This is a genomic window from Collinsella sp. HCP28S3_G2 (genome assembly GCF_052065125.1).
Taxonomy (GTDB): Bacteria; Actinomycetota; Coriobacteriia; order Coriobacteriales; family Coriobacteriaceae; genus Collinsella.
Genome location: NZ_JBQHUO010000005.1, coordinates 105,051 through 125,154, shown reverse-complemented (window position 1 = coordinate 125,154; position 20,104 = coordinate 105,051). Strand labels below are relative to the sequence as shown.

Annotated in this window: 19 protein-coding genes and 1 rRNA gene; 1 reads left to right on the top strand and 19 read right to left on the bottom strand. The window is 59.9% G+C overall.

The window, feature by feature from the left end:
- The 4 genes from ACTNB2_RS04825 to ACTNB2_RS04810 form a co-directional block, all read right to left on the bottom strand.
- Positions 1-109, bottom strand: a 16S ribosomal RNA gene (locus ACTNB2_RS04825); the annotation flags it as partial.
- Positions 110-518: 409 nt separating this feature from the next.
- On the bottom strand, positions 519-1,919 hold the full coding sequence (locus ACTNB2_RS04820; RefSeq protein WP_441041464.1) for a phosphoglucomutase/phosphomannomutase family protein: 1,401 nt from the start codon (positions 1,917-1,919) through the stop codon (positions 519-521).
- A gap of 176 nt (positions 1,920-2,095) precedes the next feature.
- Positions 2,096-2,989: a homocysteine S-methyltransferase family protein gene (locus ACTNB2_RS04815; protein WP_154518399.1), complete on the bottom strand. Its 894-nt coding sequence runs from the start codon at positions 2,987-2,989 to the stop codon at positions 2,096-2,098.
- Positions 2,990-3,001: 12 nt separating this feature from the next.
- A complete protein-coding gene (locus ACTNB2_RS04810) occupies positions 3,002-3,424 on the bottom strand; it encodes a metal-dependent transcriptional regulator (RefSeq protein ID WP_441041462.1) in 423 nt (140 codons plus the stop codon).
- A 120-nt stretch (positions 3,425-3,544) separates the two neighbouring features.
- Here ACTNB2_RS04810 and pepT point away from each other — a divergent pair, with 120 nt between their 5' ends.
- On the top strand, positions 3,545-4,792 hold the full coding sequence (gene pepT, locus ACTNB2_RS04805) for a peptidase T (protein WP_441041461.1): 1,248 nt from the start codon (positions 3,545-3,547) through the stop codon (positions 4,790-4,792).
- Positions 4,793-5,047: 255 nt separating this feature from the next.
- On the opposite strand, the gene ACTNB2_RS04800 is transcribed toward pepT, so the two are convergent.
- The 15 genes from ACTNB2_RS04800 to ACTNB2_RS04730 form a co-directional block, all read right to left on the bottom strand.
- The gene (locus ACTNB2_RS04800) at positions 5,048-6,301 is read right to left on the bottom strand and encodes an LCP family protein (protein ID WP_441041459.1); all 1,254 of its coding nucleotides are present in this window, start codon (positions 6,299-6,301) and stop codon (positions 5,048-5,050) included.
- 12 nt (positions 6,302-6,313) lie between these two features.
- Positions 6,314-7,597 carry a UDP-N-acetylglucosamine 1-carboxyvinyltransferase gene (gene murA, locus ACTNB2_RS04795; RefSeq protein WP_441017009.1) on the bottom strand — a complete coding sequence of 428 codons (1,284 nt, stop codon included), beginning with the start codon at positions 7,595-7,597 and terminating at the stop codon, positions 6,314-6,316.
- An 88-nt stretch (positions 7,598-7,685) separates the two neighbouring features.
- Positions 7,686-8,078: an ATP synthase F1 subunit epsilon gene (gene atpC / locus ACTNB2_RS04790; RefSeq protein WP_427727755.1), complete on the bottom strand. Its 393-nt coding sequence runs from the start codon at positions 8,076-8,078 to the stop codon at positions 7,686-7,688.
- 5 nt (positions 8,079-8,083) lie between these two features.
- Positions 8,084-9,538, bottom strand: a complete 1,455-nt coding sequence (gene atpD, locus ACTNB2_RS04785; protein ID WP_427727748.1) for a F0F1 ATP synthase subunit beta — start codon at positions 9,536-9,538, stop codon at positions 8,084-8,086.
- Positions 9,538-10,446, bottom strand: a complete 909-nt coding sequence (atpG, locus tag ACTNB2_RS04780) for an ATP synthase F1 subunit gamma (protein ID WP_441041458.1) — start codon at positions 10,444-10,446, stop codon at positions 9,538-9,540. Before atpG ends, atpD begins: the two co-directional genes overlap by 1 nt.
- A 5-nt stretch (positions 10,447-10,451) precedes the next feature.
- Positions 10,452-12,059, bottom strand: coding sequence for a F0F1 ATP synthase subunit alpha (atpA, locus tag ACTNB2_RS04775; protein WP_441041456.1), 1,608 nt, complete (start codon positions 12,057-12,059; stop codon positions 10,452-10,454).
- 2 nt (positions 12,060-12,061) lie between these two features.
- Positions 12,062-12,523, bottom strand: a complete 462-nt coding sequence (locus ACTNB2_RS04770) for a F0F1 ATP synthase subunit delta (protein WP_441038863.1) — start codon at positions 12,521-12,523, stop codon at positions 12,062-12,064.
- Positions 12,524-12,530: 7 nt separating this feature from the next.
- Positions 12,531-13,127, bottom strand: coding sequence for a F0F1 ATP synthase subunit B (gene atpF / locus ACTNB2_RS04765; RefSeq protein ID WP_427727741.1), 597 nt, complete (start codon positions 13,125-13,127; stop codon positions 12,531-12,533).
- 21 nt (positions 13,128-13,148) lie between these two features.
- Entirely contained in the window at positions 13,149-13,340 is a 192-nt protein-coding gene (locus ACTNB2_RS04760; RefSeq protein ID WP_303941830.1) for an ATP synthase F0 subunit C, read from the bottom strand.
- A 98-nt stretch (positions 13,341-13,438) separates the two neighbouring features.
- On the bottom strand, positions 13,439-14,236 hold the full coding sequence (gene atpB, locus ACTNB2_RS04755) for a F0F1 ATP synthase subunit A (RefSeq protein ID WP_441032000.1): 798 nt from the start codon (positions 14,234-14,236) through the stop codon (positions 13,439-13,441).
- A 45-nt stretch (positions 14,237-14,281) separates the two neighbouring features.
- Positions 14,282-14,575, bottom strand: coding sequence for a hypothetical protein (locus ACTNB2_RS04750; protein ID WP_441031998.1), 294 nt, complete (start codon positions 14,573-14,575; stop codon positions 14,282-14,284).
- A 468-nt stretch (positions 14,576-15,043) separates the two neighbouring features.
- On the bottom strand, positions 15,044-15,691 hold the full coding sequence (gene upp / locus ACTNB2_RS04745) for a uracil phosphoribosyltransferase (RefSeq protein WP_040359658.1): 648 nt from the start codon (positions 15,689-15,691) through the stop codon (positions 15,044-15,046).
- A gap of 121 nt (positions 15,692-15,812) precedes the next feature.
- Positions 15,813-17,354 carry a glycerol kinase GlpK gene (gene glpK / locus ACTNB2_RS04740; RefSeq protein ID WP_427727734.1) on the bottom strand — a complete coding sequence of 514 codons (1,542 nt, stop codon included), beginning with the start codon at positions 17,352-17,354 and terminating at the stop codon, positions 15,813-15,815.
- Positions 17,308-18,111, bottom strand: a complete 804-nt coding sequence (locus ACTNB2_RS04735; protein WP_441041453.1) for an L-threonylcarbamoyladenylate synthase — start codon at positions 18,109-18,111, stop codon at positions 17,308-17,310. The genes glpK and ACTNB2_RS04735 overlap by 47 nt, the downstream gene beginning before the upstream one ends.
- Positions 18,112-18,320: 209 nt before the next feature.
- Positions 18,321-19,571: a N5-glutamine methyltransferase family protein gene (locus ACTNB2_RS04730; RefSeq protein WP_154518369.1), complete on the bottom strand. Its 1,251-nt coding sequence runs from the start codon at positions 19,569-19,571 to the stop codon at positions 18,321-18,323.
- Between the last annotated feature and the right edge of the window lie 533 nt (positions 19,572-20,104).

Below are 20,104 nucleotides of genomic sequence, written 5' to 3'. Positions count from 1 at the left end.
ACTCAGCCGTTCGCCACTCGCTTCTATCCGAAGATAGGTGCCGTTCGACTTGCATGTGTTAGGCGCGCCGCCAGCGTTCATCCTGAGCCAGGATCGAACTCTCCGTCCAAATATGTTTGGGCCTCGAGCCCGTCCGGTCCTCTCAGTCATTCGCTGATCGGTTCCGTTCGATTCATATGGTTCTGTTTGATAGGAAAAGGAATTCCTCGGGGCCGCCTCTCGGCGGCCTTGCGAAAAACGAATCCAAGTCAGACCATTTCAAATGGTTCGATGTCTGCCCGGATGCGACACATCATGTGTGTCCATCCTCGCAGTATCCGGTTCTCAAGGTGCACGCCTGCGCGTCTCATCCGGTCCGACCGGACCGCGCGGCAAGGAGATATATTGCCAGACCGGAGGGGCCCGCGGGGCGGGAATCTGGTTGCACACAGCTCCTACACATTTATACCCGCAGATGACGTTTGCCAGTCGTTACCTACCACTCGCCGAGCATATCTTTATATTGAGCAGCCCCATGGCTAGAGCCGATATGCGCCCCGAGCCAAAGCGCAGCCGGCATCAAGCAACTCGTCGCGCTCCTCCACCGAAAAGCCCTCGGCGTACACTCGCACCACCGGCTCAGTGCCACTCGGGCGAACCAACAGCCAGGTATCATCCTCAAATGCCAAACGCAAGCCGTCCATGTGACTTACGCTCTGCGGCGCCTTGCCGCAAATCGACTTTGGATTCACACCGGGAAGCAGTGTGCGCAGCGACTCGGCATCTTCTGCCTCAAGTCGTAAATCTCGACGGCCATAACTTGTTTTTCCAAAACTCGCCTCGAGCTGATCGACCAGCACGCCCAGCGAAGCCCCCGTCTTTGCCATGAGCTCACACAGGAGTAGGCAAGCAAGAATGCCGTCACGCTCGGGCATATGCGCGGCAATGCCGATGCCACCGGCCTCCTCACCGCCCATAAGTACCCCGTCTTTTTTCATCTCGGCGGCTATATATTTGAAGCCAACCGGTTTTACGGTCACGCGGCAACCGAGCGCCTCGGCAACACGACGTACAAGCGTCGAGCACGATAGATTGACGACGACTCGCCCCTTCAAATTGCGAAACTGAACCAATTCGCCCATTACGAGCGCCATGATCTGATGCGGATGTATATATCTACCGCGCTCGTCGACCGCGCCAATACGGTCAGCATCGCCATCGGTCACCAGGCCGGCACACGCACCGTCTTCGATAACTGCACGCTCGCAGGCATCCACCCACGGCTCTACGGGATCGGGACAGATATCCCCCCAATCCGATGCTTGCCCCACATGAATCTCATGAACCTCAACACCCAGCTCGCGCAGCAAATCGGCAAGATAACCTTGAGCCGCTCCCCCCATGGGGTCGACCACCACGCGCAGATGAGCGGCACGAATGGCATCGGCATCGACAAACGATGCTACCGCTCGCATATAGTCGGGAATGATATCCGCCGTGCGATACTGCTCCTCGAGCCCCAGAGGTTCGGCGGCCATCGTTGCCTCGAGCTCTTCGATGACGTCCTGGCTTGCCGTGGAACCATCGCCCATGCGCAGTTTGAGACAGAGATAGCCCTGCGGATGATGTGAACCGGTCACCATGAGCGCCCCGCACGCCTCGCCATCGTATGCGGCAGCCCACGTGATGGCAGGCGTGGGTACAAAACGGGCCGCGAGCACGGCATCAAGGCCATGGGCCGCAAGCACGCCAGCTGCAAGTTCTGCAAACTCGCGCGCCCGGGGACGGGTGTCATACCCGATATATACCGTCTTGCCGGGATATGTCTTTTGCCAGAGCTCGCCGGCGGCATCAGCGATACGGGCAACATTGTTAGCGTTAAAATCCTCGCCGACGCGAGCGCGCCAGCCATCAGTTCCAAAATGAATTATCGCGCACACACGCAGACACCTCGCAGTGTTTGAATCATGGTACGCAAGTGGTATACCCGCAACGAGCGCCCGGCAAGCCGCCGGCGCACGCATTCACCGTTTAGGCAAAAGCCGTCGAGGGCGCATATAGACAAAAAAAACCGCCCCGGTTGGGGCGGTAATTCGAATGTGCTTTTCTTAGGACTCTATATATCGAGCGCGTCTGCCATAGCAGCCGTCGTGATCGCCGTGGTTCCGCAACAGCCACCAACCATTGCGGCGCCAGCCCGCTTCCACTCGACGCATGCGCGCGCGAAAGCTTCGGGGTCCTCGTGCCACACGGGCCCATCTTGCGTTTGGACCGGATTTCCCGCATTGGGACGTACAGTAACGGGCGTCGTGGCTATCTTGACCATTCTTGGTACCGCAGCGGTAGCCGCTGTCAGGGTGCAGCAATTGACCCCAACCGAGCTCGCACCGTGCTTCTCGGCATACAAGATGGCACCTTCGATGTTTAGGCCATCACCCAGCAGGTCGCCCTTGTCATCAATAGCAAAGCTCACCAGAACGGGCATGCCATCAGCGGCATCATGGACACCGGCGAGCACGGGCTGCAGATTGCGGATAGACGTGATCGTCTCGACCAGAATCCCGTCGACGCCGGCGTTGAGCAGGGCGGACGCCTGCTCGCGAGCATTTGCGCGAATCTCTCGATACTCGGAAGAATCCTCGACAAACCACTCAATCGCAATAGGCCCCATGGACCCCAACAATAGCTGGGGATTTGCCTGGCGGGCATCGTCGACCGCGCCGCGATTGACCTCTGCCATAGATGGAGCGATTTCATCGCGATCGAGCGCAAAACCCGATGCCTGGAACGTATTGGTAATAAGCACCTGTGCACCAGCGGCGGCATACAGTCGGTGGATGCGAGAAACCGTCTGTGGTTCGGCGAGGTTCCAAAATGCCGGCGGAATATCGGCAGCACCGTATTCACTCAGCAGCACGCTGCCCATCGGACCCTGTGCCAGCAGCGTCTCGCTGGCAAGTCGGCGCATAAGCTCCTCGCCTCCGAAGCGATTGTAATAACTCGTATCCATATATATGTTTCGCTATTCCTCGATGCTGATTCCCTGCTTTTCGAGATAGGCGAGCCAACGGACCATTGTGTCCTCGGAAAGCGCGTGCTCCATCATGCAGGCCTCAGCATCGGCGCGCTCAAAGTCGACGCCGAGCTCCTGGACCAAAAATGTGCGAATCAGGCGATGGCGATACCAGATGGCCAAACCGACCTCTCGCCCACGGTTGGTCAGGATAACCTTGCCGTAGTGAGACTGCTCGACAAGTTCGGATGCCTTGAGAGCCGAAACCGCCTTGTTGACCGATGCCTTCGAAACGCCAAGGCGCTGTGCGATATCGACCGACCGCACGCCATTAGTCTCCTCATCCTCGCTTTCGATGCGAACCATGCACTCCAAGTAGTCTTCGTTCGCCACCGTTAGATGTAGCTCGCGCGAGCTATTTGTCGTATCCATGAACATCCGTCCCTTCTGCATTCAATGGCTGATTCTACCCCATCCAAGCGTCGCGGTATGCCGCGGTATACCGTGCTAGAGTTCTTGTTGCACACGACAACCAAGATTGGAGCGGTCTCTATGGAAAACACCACCACGAACCCCGACGTACTCGAGCGTTTTTTGCGCTACGTCCAGATCAACACACAGTCCGAGGATGCCAACTGTGACCAGGTTCCGTCGAGCACCGTCCAGTTTGATCTTGCCAATGTGCTTGCCGAGGAATTGCGCGAGCTTGGTGCAACCGATGCCCATGTAACCGAAAACGCCTATGTCTGCGCTCACATTCCCGCGAGCGCCGGCTCCGAGAATAAGCCCGCCCTGGGCCTGATCGCGCACCTCGACACCACCGAGGTCGCACCGGGCGCCGGCGTAGCGCCGCACATTGTGCACTACGAGGGCGGCGACCTGGTTTGCGGCATCGTCGACGGCAAGCCCGTATCCATGAGCACCGCCAAGCTCCCCGCCCTCAACAACCTTTTGGGCGAGGACCTGGTTTGCACCGACGGCACCACGCTGCTGGGCGCCGACGATAAGGCCGGTGTCGCCGAGATTATGGCGCTCGTCGCACGCATTGCACAGGACCCCAGCCTGCCTCACCCCACGCTTGGTATTTGTTTCTGCCCGGACGAGGAAATCGGCCACGGTGCCGAGCTGTTGGATATCGAGGACTTTGGCTGTAAGTATGCCTACACAGTCGACGGCGGTCCGGTTGGCGAGCTTGAGTGGGAGTGCTTCAACGCCGCCGAGGCTACCGTTAGCTTTGAGGGCCAGTCCATTCACCCCGGCGACGCCAAGGGCCGCATGGTTAACGCGGGCAATCTGTTCTGCGACTTCAATGCCCTGCTCCCCTACGTGCAGCGTCCGGAATACACCGAGGGCTACGAGGGCTTCTATCACCTTGAGGGCGTTTCTGCCACAGTCGACCATGCCACGGCGCGCTATATCGTCCGTGATCACGATGCCGCCAAGTTCCAGCAGAAGCTCGAGCTGATGGATGCTGCCGCCGCGCTGCTCAACCAGCGTCTGGGCGAGGAGCGCGTAACGGTCGAGATCAAGCACCAGTACCGTAACATGGCCGAGATTGTCCGCGACTACCCAGAGCTGATCGAAGTCGCTAAGGAATCCTTCCTTGCCTGCGATGTTGAGCCCCAGGTGCTGCCGATTCGCGGCGGCACCGACGGTGCACAGCTGTCGTTCCGCGGCCTGCCCTGTCCCAACCTTTCGACGGGCGGCTACTGCTACCACGGCGTCAACGAGTTTGTTCCGGTCAGCTCGCTCGTCAAGATGACCGACGTCTTGCAGGAGCTCGTCGCCCGCTTCGCATAAGGAACTCGAATAATCTAGGTAAGCAAAATCGCCCCGTCCTCAAAACCGAGAACGGGGCGATTTTTTGGTGCAAGGGGAGTAGTCGGCATCGCTGGTTGAATCAACGTCAACGAGCGACGTCCAGAGCGAACAAGTTGGCATGAAAAAGGCAGGACATTGACCTTCTGGTCATGCCCTGCCTTTTGAATGACAAATTGTCGCTCTGGGCGGCGCGCAGCGTCGAGCCGTTGCACGGGCTGGCAAGCCCGCGCAACCCTAGTAGTTGGCTTCGTAACCGTTGCCGTCGCCAGTGGGCTCCTCGTAATAATATGAGCTGTAATCCGAATCGTCCGAATAGCTCGAATCGTCCGAATAACTAGAATCGTCCGAGCTTTCCGACGAACCGGCCGTACCGTAGGCGTAATCGTCAGAAGTATGGTTGCTCAAATCACCGATTGTGGAGCTGGTTCCATCGGATAGGCCCATGGTGTTTGGTCCCTTAGGATCCTTGCCGGCATCGACGCGCGCCATCATCTCCTTAAGCTCGTCCTCGTAGACAAAGACATAGCTCTGGCCGTCGATCATGGTGGTTTCATCTGCGTAGGAAGGCAGATTCGCCGAATAGATGCCATCGACATCCATGCCGCGCATAGCATTGACCGTAGACACGATGTCCTGAACGCTCATATCGGTCACAAGCATATCGGACAGCGAATTAACCAGGTCGAAGACCTTCGTAGCATCAAAGTTGTTGAGAATCTGGTTGGCAAGGGCACCAAGCACCTGGCGTTGGTGACGCATGCGCGTATAGTCGCCGTCGGCATAGGTATAGCGGCAACGGGCATAGGTGAGCGCGGTAGCACCGTCCATGTGCTGCTGGCCTGCCGTAATCTTAATGTCCAGATGCTCGGGGTCATCGACATCGTCGGTGGCGTTGATGTCGATACCGCCCACAGAGTCAATCAATGATTGCATACCGTCAAAGCTAACCTCGGCATAGTGGGAAATCTGCACGCCGCACAGCTCATTGACCGCTTGAACCATGGCCTCGGCACCGCCATAGGTATGGCAGGCGTTGACCTTCATGGTTTCGCCGTTATAGACAACCTTGGTATCACGTGGAATGGATATAAGCGTAGCCTGCTTTTGCGTAGGGTCGATGCGCGCCAAGATAATTGAATCGGCGCGATACGTGTCCTCGCCCGGACGACCATCGGTACCCAAAAGAAGCACGTAGAACGGATCTTTGGCCTCATTGGTATCCACCAAGATATGGCGCAGATTGTCGGTAATGACATTGGAATCGCCAAGCTTGCCCATAATGCTGGCGAACCACAGCCCGGCGGCAGTCGTAGCGCTCAACAGCACGCCAAGCACGGCGATAAGCGCAACGCGACGGATTGTCTGGCCGCGGCGGCGCTGACGAGCGCGCTCGGAGTAGCGTGCAACATTATCGCGACTGTAGATCTTGGCCTGTGCGCCGGTTGAAGGTCTTCGAGTATCCGCTAAGGGCTTCTTATTATTAAACATAGGCAACCTGCATTAGTAGATGACGGGATCGGGAACAGTGGCGTGCTCGACGTTTGCACCAAGTGCCTGGAGTTTTTCGACAAACTGCTCATAGCCACGTTTGATGTGATGGATGGCCGAGACCTCGGTAACGCCGTCGGCGATAAGGCCAGCAACGACGAGCGCGGCGCCGCCGCGCAGATCAGGCGAGGTAACCTGTGCACCCGAGAATCCCTTGACGCCATGAATCATGGCGTGATGGCTTTCGATGCGGATATCCGCGCCCATACGGACCAGCTCCGACGCGAACATGAAGCGGTTCTCGAAGATATTCTCGGTAATCACAGAGCTGCCATCAGCAAGAGCGGAAAGCACCATGATCTGCGCCTGCATGTCCGTCGGGAAGCCCGGGAACGGAAGTGTCTGAATATCGACCGGCCTGATGCGCTCGACACGACTCACGTGAACGCCATTCTCGATTCGCTCACACTCGATACCCATGAGCTCCATCTTCTTGAGCACCATGCCCAAGTGAATGGGGCAAAAGCCCGTAACGTCGACACCGCGGTCATCGGCCATCAGGGCACCGGCAACGATAAAGGTGCCGGCCTCGATGCGGTCGCCCACCACGCGATGGGTAACGGGATGCAGTTCGTCCACACCTTCGATGGTCACGACGGGCGTGCCGGCGCCAACAATCTTGGCGCCCATCTCGTTGAGCATGTTGGCAAGGTCGACGATCTCGGGCTCGCGAGCCGCATTATCGATAACCGTAGTGCCTTGCGCGCGCACGGCCGCCATGATGAGGTTCTCGGTAGCGCCGACGCTGGCAAACTCAAGCGTAACCGTGGTACCGCGCAACCCCTGAGGAGCGTTGGCATTGATGTAACCGTGTGCAGTGTCGAATTCTACGCCTAGCGCCTCAAGACCCAAGATGTGCATGTCGATCTTACGGGCACCCAGATTGCAGCCACCCGGCATGGCAATCTTGGCACGATGGAAACGGCCCAGCAGGGGACCCATCACGGCCGTGGAGGCGCGCATCTTGGCGACAAGCTCGTAGGGAGCCTCCCAGGAATCAACCTGAGAAGTGTCGATCTCGAGCGTATGCTCATCGAGAACGTCAATCTTGGCACCCATACCCTTGAGCACCTTGCCCATAACATGGACATCCGAGATATCGGGCACGTTCTGCAGCGTCGTCTTCCCCGGTGCCAGAAGCGTTGCCGCCATGAGTTTGAGTGCAGAGTTCTTTGCACCCGAAACAGGCACGGAGCCTCCGATGGTGTGGCCACCTTCAACACGGATAATATCCAAGGTCTACCCTTTCAAAAAGCATGCCCGGGATGGCTGGGCCATCCCGGGCATGATGTGTTCGCAAATGGTCGAACGCCAAATCGTTTGACTATTGGGCAAGCATGAGCTTACACCATGCGATTTCATTATAGAGGTAGGCGCGACGTGCATCATCCTCCGACAAATTACCCAGCTTCTCTTCAAAACCTTGAATATCAGCTTTAAGCTTGTCGGCATCGACGGTCGCCAAATCGCAAGCGCGCTCGGCGAGGACAATCACGACATCGTCCGCAACCTGGGCATAGCCGCCGTCCACAGCAAACGTGTGGTCGACGGTGCCCATTTGCTTATCACAAACGCGAACGTAGCCGCGATCGATCGTGCAGATCTCGCTAGCGTGACGCGGAAGAATGCCGAACTCGCCGTCCGTGGAAGGCAGGGCGACAAATGCCGCCTCGCCTTCATAGGCGCAGCTCTCCGGACACACGATGCGGATTTGCATAGCCACTACTTCTCCTCCATCTTGGCGGCGCGCTCGCGCACGTCGTCAATCGTGGACGCATAACGGAACGCCTGCTCGGGCAGGTCGTCGCACTCGCCGTCGACAATGGCGGCAAACGAGCGGACCGTGTCCTCGACACGGATGTAGACACCGGGGTTGCCGGTGAACTGCTCGGCGACGTGGAAGGACTGAGACAGGAACTGCTGGAGCTTACGGGCACGGTTGACCGTAAGGCGCTGCTCCTCGGAAAGCTCGTCCATACCCAGAATGGCGATGATGTCCTGCAGGTCGGAGTACTCCTGGAGCAGCTCTTGGACTGCGACGGCCACACGATAGTGCTCCTCGCCGACAATCGAGGGATCCAGGGCGTCGGAAGAGGAAGCCAAGGGGTCGATTGCGGGATACAGACCGAGCTCGGCGATGGAACGCGAAAGAACGGTCGTGGCGTCGAGGTGCGTAAACGTCGTGGCGGGAGCCGGGTCGGTCAGGTCGTCTGCAGGGACGTAGACAGCCTGAACGGAGGTGATGGAACCCGTCTTGGTCGAGGTGATGCGCTCCTGGAGGTCGCCCATCTCGGTAGCCAGCGTGGGCTGGTAGCCAACAGCGGACGGCATACGGCCCAGAAGGGCGGAAACCTCGGAACCGGCCTGGGAGAAGCGGAAAATGTTATCGATGAACAGCAGGACGTCCTGGCCACGATCGCGGAAGTACTCAGCGGTGGTGAGGCCGGCCAGACCGATGCGCAGACGCGCTCCAGGCGGCTCGTTCATCTGACCGTAGACCAAGCAGGTCTTGTCGATAACGCCAGACTCGCTCATCTCGAGGAACAGATCGGTACCCTCACGGGTACGCTCGCCAACGCCGGTGAACACCGAGGTGCCGCCATGCTCCTGGGCGAGGTTGTTGATGAGCTCCTGAATCAGAACGGTCTTGCCGACGCCGGCGCCGCCAAACAGACCAGTTTTGCCGCCACGGATGTAGGGCTCGAGCAGGTCGACGGCCTTAATGCCGGTCTCGAAGATCTCGGTCTTGGTAGTGAGCTCGTCGAAATGAGGTGCCGGGTGATGGATGGGATAAAACTCATCGATCTGGGGCATGGGCTTGCCATCGACAGGCTGGCCCATAACATTCCAAATGCGGCCGAGGGTCTCGGGGCCGACGGGCATCTTCATGGGTGCGCCGGTGTCGACCGCGACGACGCCGCGCTGCAAGCCGTCGGTCGACGTCATGGCGACGGTACGAACGACACCGCCGGGAAGCTGAGACTCAACCTCCAGGATGGTGCTGATGTGACCCATCGGCGTATCGGCCTCGACCGTGAGCGCGTTGTAGATCGAGGGGACAGCGCCATCGAACTTAACGTCGACAACTGCGCCGATGATACGGACGATACGTCCCTCACCGGCCGTCTGACGTGCCGTGGCCTCCTCGACCGCCGCTTTAACGGTGGTATCTGCCATTAGTGTTCCTCCAATGCTGCGGCTCCGCCCACGATCTCGTTGATCTCCGTGGTAATGGAAGCCTGACGCACGCGGTTATACGTACGGGTAAGAGTCGAGATGATCGACGACGCGTTCTCCGTGGCGGAGTGCATGGCCTTACGGCGCGCACCCTGCTCGGCGGCGGCCGAATCGATCAGCGCCTGGTGAATGACGGTCAGGATGTAGCTGGGGACCAGCTCAGCCAACACATGCTGGGCGCTCGGCACGAACTTGAACGAGGACGAAACGCGCTCGGGGCCCTCGTCTGCGTTCTTACGCGGGCCATGTGCCATGGCGATCATCTCGGGGTCGAGCGGAAGCAAATGCTCGGTACGAAGAACCTGATCGACGCGGTTGCGAGCGTGATGGTATACGATCTCGACGCGGTCGAGCTGACCCTTGGAGTACTCGTCGCAGATATAGCTCGCGATCATGCGGGCATCCTCGAGGCTCGGGTCGGCCGAGGAACCCTCGAAGTGCATGACCGTGTTGGCACGGCTGCGGAAATACTCGCTCGCCTTGCGACCGCATGCGATGATCTCGCACTCGGCGCCATCATGTGCCCATTCGCGAGCGATTTTCTCGCAGGTGCGCTCAACGTTGACGTTGAAGCCGCCCGCCAGACCGCGATCGGACGTGATCGCGATGATCAGACCGCGCTTGAACTCCTCATGCGTCTTGAGCATGGGGTTGTCGCCGACAGTCTCTGTATCGCTCGCAACGGTGTGCATGACGTCGGTGAGCGCCTTCTTGTAGGGCTCAGCCTGCGTGGCTCGATCGAGCGCGCGACGGATCTTGGCCGTAGAGACCATCTCCATCGTGCGCGTGATCTGCTTGGTGCTCGTGACCGAGGAGATTCGCTTCTTAATGTCGCGAAGGTTAGCCATAGAGCTTAGTTCTCCTCTGCGCCCTCAGCTGCGCTCGCGGTGGAGGCATGCTTGGAGGCGTACTCGTTCTTGAAATCGGTGATGGCCTGAAGCAGCTGCTCTTTGGTCGCGCCGTCGATCTTGTTGGTACGGACCTTCTGCAGCAAGCCGCCAAAGCCAGCATTCATGTACTCGAGCAGCTCGGCGCGGAACGGCAGCACCTCGGAAAGGGGCAGGTCGTCGATAAAGCCCTCGTTGCCGGCGAACAGCGTAACGATCTGCTCGGCGACGTCGAACGGCTTAAAGCGCGGCTGCTTAAGAAGCTCGGTCATGTGCGCACCGTGGGTAAGCTGCTTTTGGGTGGCTGCATCCAGGTCGGAACCGAACTGGGTAAAACCGGCGAGCTCACGGTAGGCGGCAAGGTCCAGACGGAGGTTGCCGGCGACCTGCTTCATGGCCTTGGTCTGAGCGGAGCCACCGACGCGCGACACCGAGATGCCGACGTCGACTGCCGGGCGCTGGCCCTGGAAGAAGAGCTCGGACTGCAGGTAGATCTGACCATCGGTAATGGAAATGACGTTGGTCGGAATGTAGGCCGAAACGTCGCCGTCCTGGGTCTCGATGACCGGCAGGGCCGTCATGGATCCGTAGCCGTTCTTCTTGGACATCTTGACGGCACGCTCGAGCAGGCGAGAGTGCAGGTAGAAGATGTCGCCAGGATAGGCCTCGCGTCCGGGCGGACGATGCAGCGTCAGCGACATCTGACGATAGGCGACAGCCTGCTTGGATAGGTCATCGTAGATGACGAGCACATGGCCGCCGGGGTTGGTCTCGCTGGCGGGCTCGCCGTTCTCGCCGTTGTACATAAAGAACTCGCCGATAGCGGCACCGGCCATAGGGGCGATGTACTGCATAGGGGCCGAGTCGGCAGCGGTAGCCGAGACGATGATGGTGTAGTCGAGTGCGCCGTGCTGGGCGAGGGTCTCACGGATGTTGGCAACCGTAGAGGCCTTCTGGCCGATAGCGACGTAGATGCAGACCATGTCCTTACCGCGCTGGTTGAGGATGGCATCGATCGCGATGGCGGTCTTGCCGGTCTTACGGTCGCCGATGATGAGCTCACGCTGGCCACGGCCGATAGGAACCATGGAGTCGATAGCGAGCAGACCAGTCTGAACCGGCTCGCAGACCGGGGTGCGGTCGATAACGCCGGGGGCCTTGAACTCGATGGGGCGACGGTGCGTGGCGACGATATCGCCCAGGCCGTCGATGGGCTGACCCAGCGGGTTGACGACGCGACCGAGCATGGCGCGGCTCACGGGAATATCCATGACGCGACCGGTGGTACGGCACTCGTCGCCTTCCTTGATGACGTTGACGGCGCCGAACAGAACAGCACCGACCTCATCGCGGTCGAGGTTCTGGGCAAGGCCGTAGACGGTCTCGCCGGTCTCGGAGCTCTTGAACTCCAAGAGCTCGCCGGCCATGGCGTTGCGCAGTCCCGAGACGCGCGCGATGCCGTCGCCAACCTCGTCAACATGGGAAACCTCTTGCGTGTCGACGGTAGCCGCCAGGCCATCGAGCTTCGCCTGCAGGGCGCGGGCGATGCTTTCGGCATTGAGGGTATCGGACATAACTAGGCTTCACCTCCGTTATTCAAAATCGTGGAACCGAGGGCCTCACGCGCTGCGCGCAGCTGGGTCTTGACGGTAACGTCGCGACGCTGGCCGCGGGCCTCGAGAATCAGACCGCCGATGATGGACGGATCGACCTTCTCGATCAGGAACACCTTGCGTTTTAGATCGGCCTCGCATTTCTCGGTAATCGTGCGGCGCAGCTCGTCATCGAGCGGGACAGCCGTGGTGACGGTGACGCCTACGACGTCCTCGTCGGTCGCGGTTACCATCCGATAAGCCGATGCAATCTGCGGCAGAAGATCGAGCTGGCCGCGCTCGAACACGGTACCGAGGACAGCAAGCACCTCGGGGCTGGCGTTCGCGATGACCTCAAGCTCGTGAAGATCGCGGAACACACGGCCCTCGGCCTTAGCGGCCTCCAGGAGGGTGCGTGCATAGGTCTCGAGAACCCTGTTCTCCATGCGGCTGTTAGGCATTCAGGCTACCTGCTTCCTTTATGTAGCGCTCGATCAGACGACGCTGCTCGTCGTCGTTCTCGAGGGCCTCGCCGACAATCTTGGTCGCAACGGAGACGGAAAGATCGGCGATGGAGCCGGCAGCGGCGGCATAGATGGAGTTGCGCTCGTCCTCGGCGTTGGCGTGGGCCTTGGCAATGATGTCCTCGGCCTCCTCGTGAGCCTTGGCGATAATGCGGGCGCGCTCGGACTCGGCGTCCTGACGGGCGGCGGTCACGATGTCGGCAGCCTGACGACGGGCGTCGGTGAGGAGGGCGTCGGACTCCTTGCGGGCCTCGATGGCCTTGCGCTTGGTGGTCTCAGCCTCATCGAGGCTGTCCTTGATGCGCTTGCCGCGCTCTTCCATCGTCTGCAGAATCTGCGGCCAGGCGAACTTGGCCAAAACGATGAAGATGATGAGGAAGGCAATGAGTGCAGGGACGAATTCCGCCATCTTGGGGACGAGGATCTCGGCCTTGTTCTCAGACTCCTCGGCGAATGCCGACACCGGCATGGCGAGCATGGCGCCCGTCAGCGCAGCAGCGACTTTCGCGTGGTTGAAATGCTTCATGGCGACTACCTTCGTGCTCAATTACGAAATCAGCGTAACGACGAAGCCGATCAGGCCCAGAGCCTCGGTGAATGCAGATGCAAGAATGAAGACGGTGAAGGCACGGCCCTGGACCTCAGGCTGACGAGCCATAGCGCCCGTAGCACCGAATGCTGCAAGACCAATTGCGAGACCGGCACCGATAACGCCGAGACCATATCCGATAACTCCCACGATTCCTCCTTTGTCGTGCGCGTGTGCGCAGGATAAATACCTATGTTGTAGAGGCGCACGCGGGTGCCGCGCCTCCGAACACCAAATAAATGCGACCGCTAGTGGGCGTCAGCCTCTGCGATCTGAATGTACACGGCCTCGAGGACCGTAAAAACGTATGCCTGAACAAAGGCAACGATCAGCTCGACGGCGTAGATTACCAAAAGAATCAAAACCCACGCCACGCTGGGCAGGGCGCCCACGGCGTTCATGGCCGTAAAGTGCTCCAGCATCGGCTGGGCAAAGAGCGTGGCCATGATGGCGAACGAGCCCATGACGATGTGGCCGGCGAACATGTTGCAGAACAGACGGACGGCGAGCGTGACCAGGCGCAGGCACAGCGAGAAGAGCTCGATGACCCACACGAAGACGTTCATGGGGAAGGCGACGCCCGCAGGGGCGAGGCTCTTGAAGTACCCAAAGAAGCCGTGCTTCTTGATACCGAAATAGATGAAGTACACAAACGATACGAGTGCGAGGGCGGCGGTACAGCCGATGGCACCGGTGCCGGGCTTCATGCCGGGGATGAGGCCGATAAAGTTGTTGATCAGGATAAAGAAGAACAGCGAGGCCAAAAACGGGAAGTGCTTCTTCCAGTTGTCGCCAACGACACCCTTGGCGATATCGTCCTGCACGTACTCGATGACCCACTCGACGCCGTTAACGAAGAAGCCCTCGGGGACAACCTTCTGCTTCTTAGTAAACGCGAAAAAGACCACGAACATGACGACAGCGGCGATAAGCAGCCAGAACGAGTACTGCGTCAGGCCCGCGTTAAGGTCACCCACGACCGGAGCCGAGGAGAACTCAGCGACGAGCTCGGCGATCGCGCTGGGTAACTTGGCAAATGCGTCCAAGATTCCACCTTCCCTGTTTGCCCGCACCAAGGTGGGGCAACGCCTTTAATCCTTCATAATCACCATGCAGGCGATCACGATCCAACAAATCAAAAACCCGGCGAGCTCGCCGCACAAAAAGGCGATGAGCGCCACGGGGGCTACCAGGTGCACAATTACGACGCCCATAAAGAGCACCGCAAACGACACCATGATACCCAACATGCCTACCGTCATGTTGGCATCGCGTCGATGCGCCAGCACCGAAGCAAGCGCAAGGTACAACGGCAAAAATGCAACAAGACCGACGACGAATCCCGTTGCGATGAACGGCACGTGGCCTGCCAGCTCAACCGGCATGTGCGTTCCCTTCTCGCGACATATAGCCCACATGGAGCCATACCCCGCTCACATCGTCCTAGTATTTTAGGGCGCATGATTGCAAAATCAATGCACTGTTACCCAACCTTAATCGCGTCTTTAGCCCCTTGGGGTGTCAAACGGACAAAAGGCCGAGCACTGAGGACGAATGGGTCGCGATGGCCGACGAGCGTACTTGACAAACGCCGCCGCACCCGCGTAAGCGCAGCGCGACAGCGTTGTTGACTATTGTACGAACCGAACACGCGATGACAAGTGGGAAAACGTAAGTTAATACACAACTGTACATTTTCTTAAGACACTCTTTATACCGTACCTACGGTATAGCGCGTTTTGGGCCCTCGGTGGCTGCGACGACACTCATAAATATGCGTGCAGGCGTCACTCGTACACCCGCACGCACCAATCATGCACGAATGAGCACGTGCAGCTGCCCATGCCTGGCGACTAGAGCGTGCCGTAGATGCGGTCGCCGGCGTCGCCGAGGCCGGGAACGATGTAGGCAGCCTCGTTGAGATGGTCGTCGATGGCACAGGTATAGATATGCACATCTGGGTCCTTCTCGGTCAGCGACTTGAGGCCCTCGGGGGCCGCGACGATGCACAGCATGCGGATGTCCTTGACACCGCGCTCGCGCAGGTAGCTGATGGCCATCTCGGCCGAACCGCCCGTGGCGAGCATGGGGTCGACAACCAGGCAGATGCGCTGGTCGATATCCTTGGGCATCTTGCAGTAATACTCATGCGGTTCGTGGGTAACCTCGTCGCGCTCCATACCGATGTGTCCCACGCGAGCGGAGGGCACCAGGTCGAGGATGCCGTCGACCATGCCAAGGCCCGCACGCAGGATGGGCACGATGGCGAGTTTCTTGCCGGCGAGCTGTTTGAACGTGGCGGTAGTGATGGGAGTCTCGACCTCGACGTCTTCCATAGGCAGGTCGCGCATGGCCTCGTAGCCGTCAAAAAGCGCGAGTTCGCGCACGAGCTGGCGGAACTGATTGGTGCCGGTGTTTTTGTCGCGCAGGATCGACAGCTTGTGCTGAACGAGCGGATGATCGACAAGCGTCACACGGGACGCATCGTAGGTGACGGTCATGGGTCTTGCCCCTTTCGTTGCGGCCGTAAAACGACCTTGCTGGCATGGCGCGCAGCGATGTTGCCGCCGCGCGCCATACACAAGTTTAGCGGTTTGCTGTATCGAGTGGCCCGTCGCAGCCCTACTGTGCGGTACTGAGCGAGCGCTTGACCGCATCGCGCCAGCCCGCAAGGTTTTGCTCGCGGCGCTCGGCGGACATGTGGGGAAGGAAGGTCCTAACGATCTGGGCATTTTGCTCCAGCTCTTCCAGGTCTTCCCAATAGCCGACGGCAAGGCCCGCCAAGTACGCGGCACCGATTGCCGTGGTCTCCACCGTCTCGCATTGCAGCACGGGGATATCCAGCAGGTCGGCCTGGAATTGCATGATGAACTCGTTGCGCGACGCGCCGCCATCGACAGACAGGCGTTCGATCGAAAGCCCCACGTCCTGCTCCATGGCGCGCAGCACGTCGTAGCTCTGATATGCCATGGATTCGCAGGCGGCACGTACGATGGTCGCACGGCTCGAGGCGCCGGTCAGACCGCACACGATACCGCGGGCACGCGGGTCCCACCAGGGAGCGCCCAAACCCGCAAAGGCGGGAACGAAGTAGCAGCCCTCGTTGTCGTTAATCGAAGCGGCGAGTTGTGCCGACTCGCTCACGCTCGAGATGATGCCCATGTTGTTGCGAAGCCAGTTCATGGTGGAGCCGGCGGCAAAGATGGAACCCTCGAGTGCATAGCTGATCTTCCCGTTCGCAGCGATACCGATGGTGGAGACCAGACCGTTCTTGGATTCGATGACCTCGTCGCCGGTGTTCATGAGCATAAAGCAACCAGTACCATAGGTGTTTTTGGTCTGGCCGGGGCGGAAACAGCAGTGGCCGAACAGCGACGCCTGCTGGTCGCCCGCCACACCCATGATGGGTGGCATGTTGGTCATGATGTCGCTCGCGACGCGGCCGTAGTCGCCCGAGCTCCAGCGAACCTCGGGCATCATGGAACGCGGAACGTCAAAGAGCGCCAGCAGGTCGTCGTCCCAATCGAGCGTATGGATATTAAAGAGTGCCGTGCGGCTGGCATTGGTGTAGTCGGTGGCAAAAACCTGACCGCCGGTGAGGTTGTAGATGAGCCAGGTGTCGATGGTGCCAAACATGAGGTCGCCCGCCGCCGCGCTCTCGCGTGCGCCGTCGACGTTGTCGAGAATCCACTGCACCTTGGAGGCCGAGAAATACGGGTCGAGCGTAAGCCCCGTGCGGGAGCGCACCAGCTCTTCTGCGCCCTGCTCAACCAAATTATCGATCAGAGACGCGGTGCGACGGCACTGCCATACGATGGCGTTATAGATGGGCTGGCCGCTCACGCGGTCCCATACCACCGTGGTCTCACGCTGATTGGAGATACCGATGGCGGCGATGCGATCGGAATGAATCCCGCTCTTAAACTGAACCTCCATCATGACCGCAATCTGGCTGGCAAGGACCGCCATGGGGTCTTGCTCCACCCAGCCGGGACGCGGGAAGCTGGTTTTGACGCTGCGGCGCGCTTGGGCGACGATGCAGCCGTACTCGTCGACGATGGTCGCAAGTACCGAGGTGGTGCCGCAGTCGAGCGCCATGATGTAGGAACCGCCAAAGTCAAACGAGGCATCTTCCATGCCCAGGCTGCCCAGATTCAACGACATCGCTTACACCTTTCTGTTGCATCGGGTCGGACAGGACCCGCTCAATCTCTGATGCGGGAAGTGCGCCTTGGCGCAGGATCTGAAGCCCGCCGTGCTGGAACGACACGATGGTCGAAGCGTCGCGGCACGGCGTCTCGCCCGCGTCGACGGCCACGTCAACCCCTTCTAGAATGCGGTCTTCAACGTCGGCAAAGCTTGCCGGCGCGGGCGCGCCGTGTGTATTGGCGCTCGTACAGGCAAGTGGGCTGCCACAGGTGCGAATGAGCGCCTGTACCACGGGCGAGGCCGACGCGCGAAGAGCCACCGTGTCGTCGGCGGCACGCATAAAGGTCGGCACGCAGGGAGCCGCCTTGACCACAATAGTCAGGGCGCCCGGCCAGCATCGTCGGGCAAGTATGCGTGCCTCTTCTGGGATATCCACGCCGTAGCGATCGAGGGCCTCAGCATCATCGACCAGCCAGGCGACCGTTTGGGTGAGCTCGCGCTGCTTGAGGGTAAAGATGCGACGGTAGCCGGTACCGAGCGCGGGCACCGCGGCGCCGTTGACGGCAGCCTGCGGATCGCGCGGCCACGGCAGAGATTCGCTTGTATCTTGGGGCACGGCGTCCGAGAAGGCGTTGACTGCCACAGCGACGCCATAGACGGTCTCGGTTGGGATCAGGGCCAGGCCGCCACGGCCGAGCACCCCGGCCGTACGCTCGACGGCGAGCCGATGCGGCTCGCGCGCTCCCTCGAATACCCGATAGACCGTCTGCATGTGTATGCCAGCCCCTTACACTCTGGTGAAAGTTTGTTTACTGAGGGGCATTCTCGCACGAAACGTTTAACCTATTTGTCCACAGCGCATGTTGGTTTGGTGAGCGGCTATAGCAGTCGGTGAAAGTGAGGGGTAATTGAGCCGTGACAAGCCTCTTTACATTTCCGGCGCAGCGCTCCCGCCGCCGCGCCGCCAATACGCTTCGTACTTTACTGACGTTGTTTGGGCTCGGTGACGATAGCTCGAACGATGCGGGGGCGATCGGTGAGGTCACGGACGATGCGTACGTCCGAAAGACCCGCCTGGCGGCAGAGCTCGGCCGCGGCGTCGAGGGCGCCCTCATAGAGCTCGCAGGCAAACAGGCCGCCGGCGCGCAGCATATAGGGCGCCGCATTGAGCAGGCGGCGGAAGATATCAAGGCCATCGGCGCCGCCCTCGAGCGCCAAATCGGGCTCAAAGTCCTTGACCTCGTGCGGCAGCGAGCGCATGACGTCAGTCGGGATATAAGGCGGGTTGGAAACGAGCACGTCGAAGGTGCCCCACTCCTCGCGGGGGATAGAGCTCACCAGGTTCGTGAGGCTGAAGGCGACCTCATCGGACGTCAGCCCGAGTGCATCGCGGTTTTTGGTGGCCAGGTCGATGGCGCGCGGCTCGATATCGGTAGCGGTGCAGGCGACATGGCCGCGACGCTCCCAAGCAAGGGAGAGCGAGATGCAGCCCGTGCCGCAGCCGACCTCGAGAACGCGGGCAATGCGGGGGTCGGCAGGCACAGACGCGGCGGCATCCTGCACTAGGGCCGTCTCTTGGTCGACGCCTTCGATGGCAATGCCGTATTCGTCGAGCTCGGGCTCAGCGACTTCCGCGGTCTCGGCCTCAGCTGCCTGCGCGGCGGCTTCCTCGGCCTCACGATCGGCCAGCTCCTCGGCATAAGCTCGGCTGCCCAGCACGTCTCCGCCCAACGCCGCCTCATCGGCAGCCGTGAGGTTGGCGGCACGGCGCTCGGCAGTCGCGCGTTCGTCAGCCAATGCGACTTCGGCTTTACGCGCCTGCTCGACCTCGTCGTTCCATGGCAACTCTACGCGCTGGCGGGTGGCAGCCTCGGGGCTCAGAACCTCGGCATCCAGATAATTGAGGACTTCCTCGACGAGCATCTCGGTCTCGGGACGTGGAATGAGCACGCCGGGGGCGCACGCGACGTCGATCATGCGGAACTGCGTGCTGCCGGTGATGTACTGCAGCGGCTCGCCCTTGGCGCGACGGACAACCGCCGCGTGCATGGTCTCGAGCTGCGCTGCATCGAGCGTGTCGTCCATACGCATATATAAGTCGATGCGCGCTAGGCCCGTGGCTGCGCACAACAGCCACTCGGCAGAAAGACGGGGGTGCTCTTCGCCGCGCTCGGCTAGGTACTCCTTGGTCCACTCGAGACAACGCCTGATGGTCCAGATCTCGTTTGCCATGGGTCCTCCCCTCTTAAGCGCCGGGCGGCGCGCGAATGTCGGAGCAGATTGTACGCGAGGGCGGCACGCGGCGAGAGACGATTGGAAGCGATTATCGAGAATCAGCCCAGAATTTTGCACCGGGCTCGCTCAAAGTGTTCATTCGCCGACGTCTAGATTTGCATTCGTCAAGCTTTTGGCAAGGTTGCCCCAAAACTAACCAATATCTAACCAAGAACTTGCCAAATCACTTGACGTGCGACACACCAAAAAGGGCCCCGCGACTTCTTGGACGATTTTTCGAGCAATATTTTCAATAGCAGATGAAGGTTGTTAATTACTTTAAGCAGGTAGACAGTTTAACGGCCATCAAAGCCGATCGAACAACATCTCAAAGCAATGTGCCCAACCTAGTCATTTAAGAACGTCCCCAATGACTACCGCATCCGGAGCAAGGCAACGCCGCGGGCAGAGGACGAACAGCGAGCGCCGCCCAGGGCGAACAAGTTGACTAGTCATTTAAGAACGTCCCCAATGGCTACCTCTAAGGCGCC

Excerpts from the sequence above, each read along its gene's own strand:
- atpF (WP_427727741.1), bottom strand. The coding sequence starts at position 13,127 with ATGAAGCATTTCAACCACGCGAAAGTCGCTGCTGCGCTGACGGGCGCC.
- ACTNB2_RS04750 (WP_441031998.1), bottom strand. The coding sequence starts at position 14,575 with ATGCCGGTTGAGCTGGCAGGCCACGTGCCGTTCATCGCAACGGGATTC.
- ACTNB2_RS04810 (WP_441041462.1), bottom strand. The coding sequence starts at position 3,424 with ATGGATACGACAAATAGCTCGCGCGAGCTACATCTAACGGTGGCGAAC.
- atpA (WP_441041456.1), bottom strand. The coding sequence starts at position 12,059 with ATGTCCGATACCCTCAATGCCGAAAGCATCGCCCGCGCCCTGCAGGCG.
- glpK (WP_427727734.1), bottom strand. The coding sequence starts at position 17,354 with ATGTCGTTGAATCTGGGCAGCCTGGGCATGGAAGATGCCTCGTTTGAC.
- upp (WP_040359658.1), bottom strand. The coding sequence starts at position 15,691 with ATGACCGTCACCTACGATGCGTCCCGTGTGACGCTTGTCGATCATCCG.
- ACTNB2_RS04800 (WP_441041459.1), bottom strand. The coding sequence starts at position 6,301 with ATGTTTAATAATAAGAAGCCCTTAGCGGATACTCGAAGACCTTCAACC.
- ACTNB2_RS04815 (WP_154518399.1), bottom strand. The coding sequence starts at position 2,989 with ATGGATACGAGTTATTACAATCGCTTCGGAGGCGAGGAGCTTATGCGC.
- atpG (WP_441041458.1), bottom strand. The coding sequence starts at position 10,446 with ATGGCTAACCTTCGCGACATTAAGAAGCGAATCTCCTCGGTCACGAGC.
- pepT (WP_441041461.1), top strand. The coding sequence starts at position 3,545 with ATGGAAAACACCACCACGAACCCCGACGTACTCGAGCGTTTTTTGCGC.
- ACTNB2_RS04770 (WP_441038863.1), bottom strand. The coding sequence starts at position 12,523 with ATGGAGAACAGGGTTCTCGAGACCTATGCACGCACCCTCCTGGAGGCC.
- atpC (WP_427727755.1), bottom strand. The coding sequence starts at position 8,078 with ATGCAAATCCGCATCGTGTGTCCGGAGAGCTGCGCCTATGAAGGCGAG.
- atpD (WP_427727748.1), bottom strand. The coding sequence starts at position 9,538 with ATGGCAGATACCACCGTTAAAGCGGCGGTCGAGGAGGCCACGGCACGT.
- ACTNB2_RS04730 (WP_154518369.1), bottom strand. The coding sequence starts at position 19,571 with ATGGCAAACGAGATCTGGACCATCAGGCGTTGTCTCGAGTGGACCAAG.
- ACTNB2_RS04735 (WP_441041453.1), bottom strand. The coding sequence starts at position 18,111 with ATGCAGACGGTCTATCGGGTATTCGAGGGAGCGCGCGAGCCGCATCGG.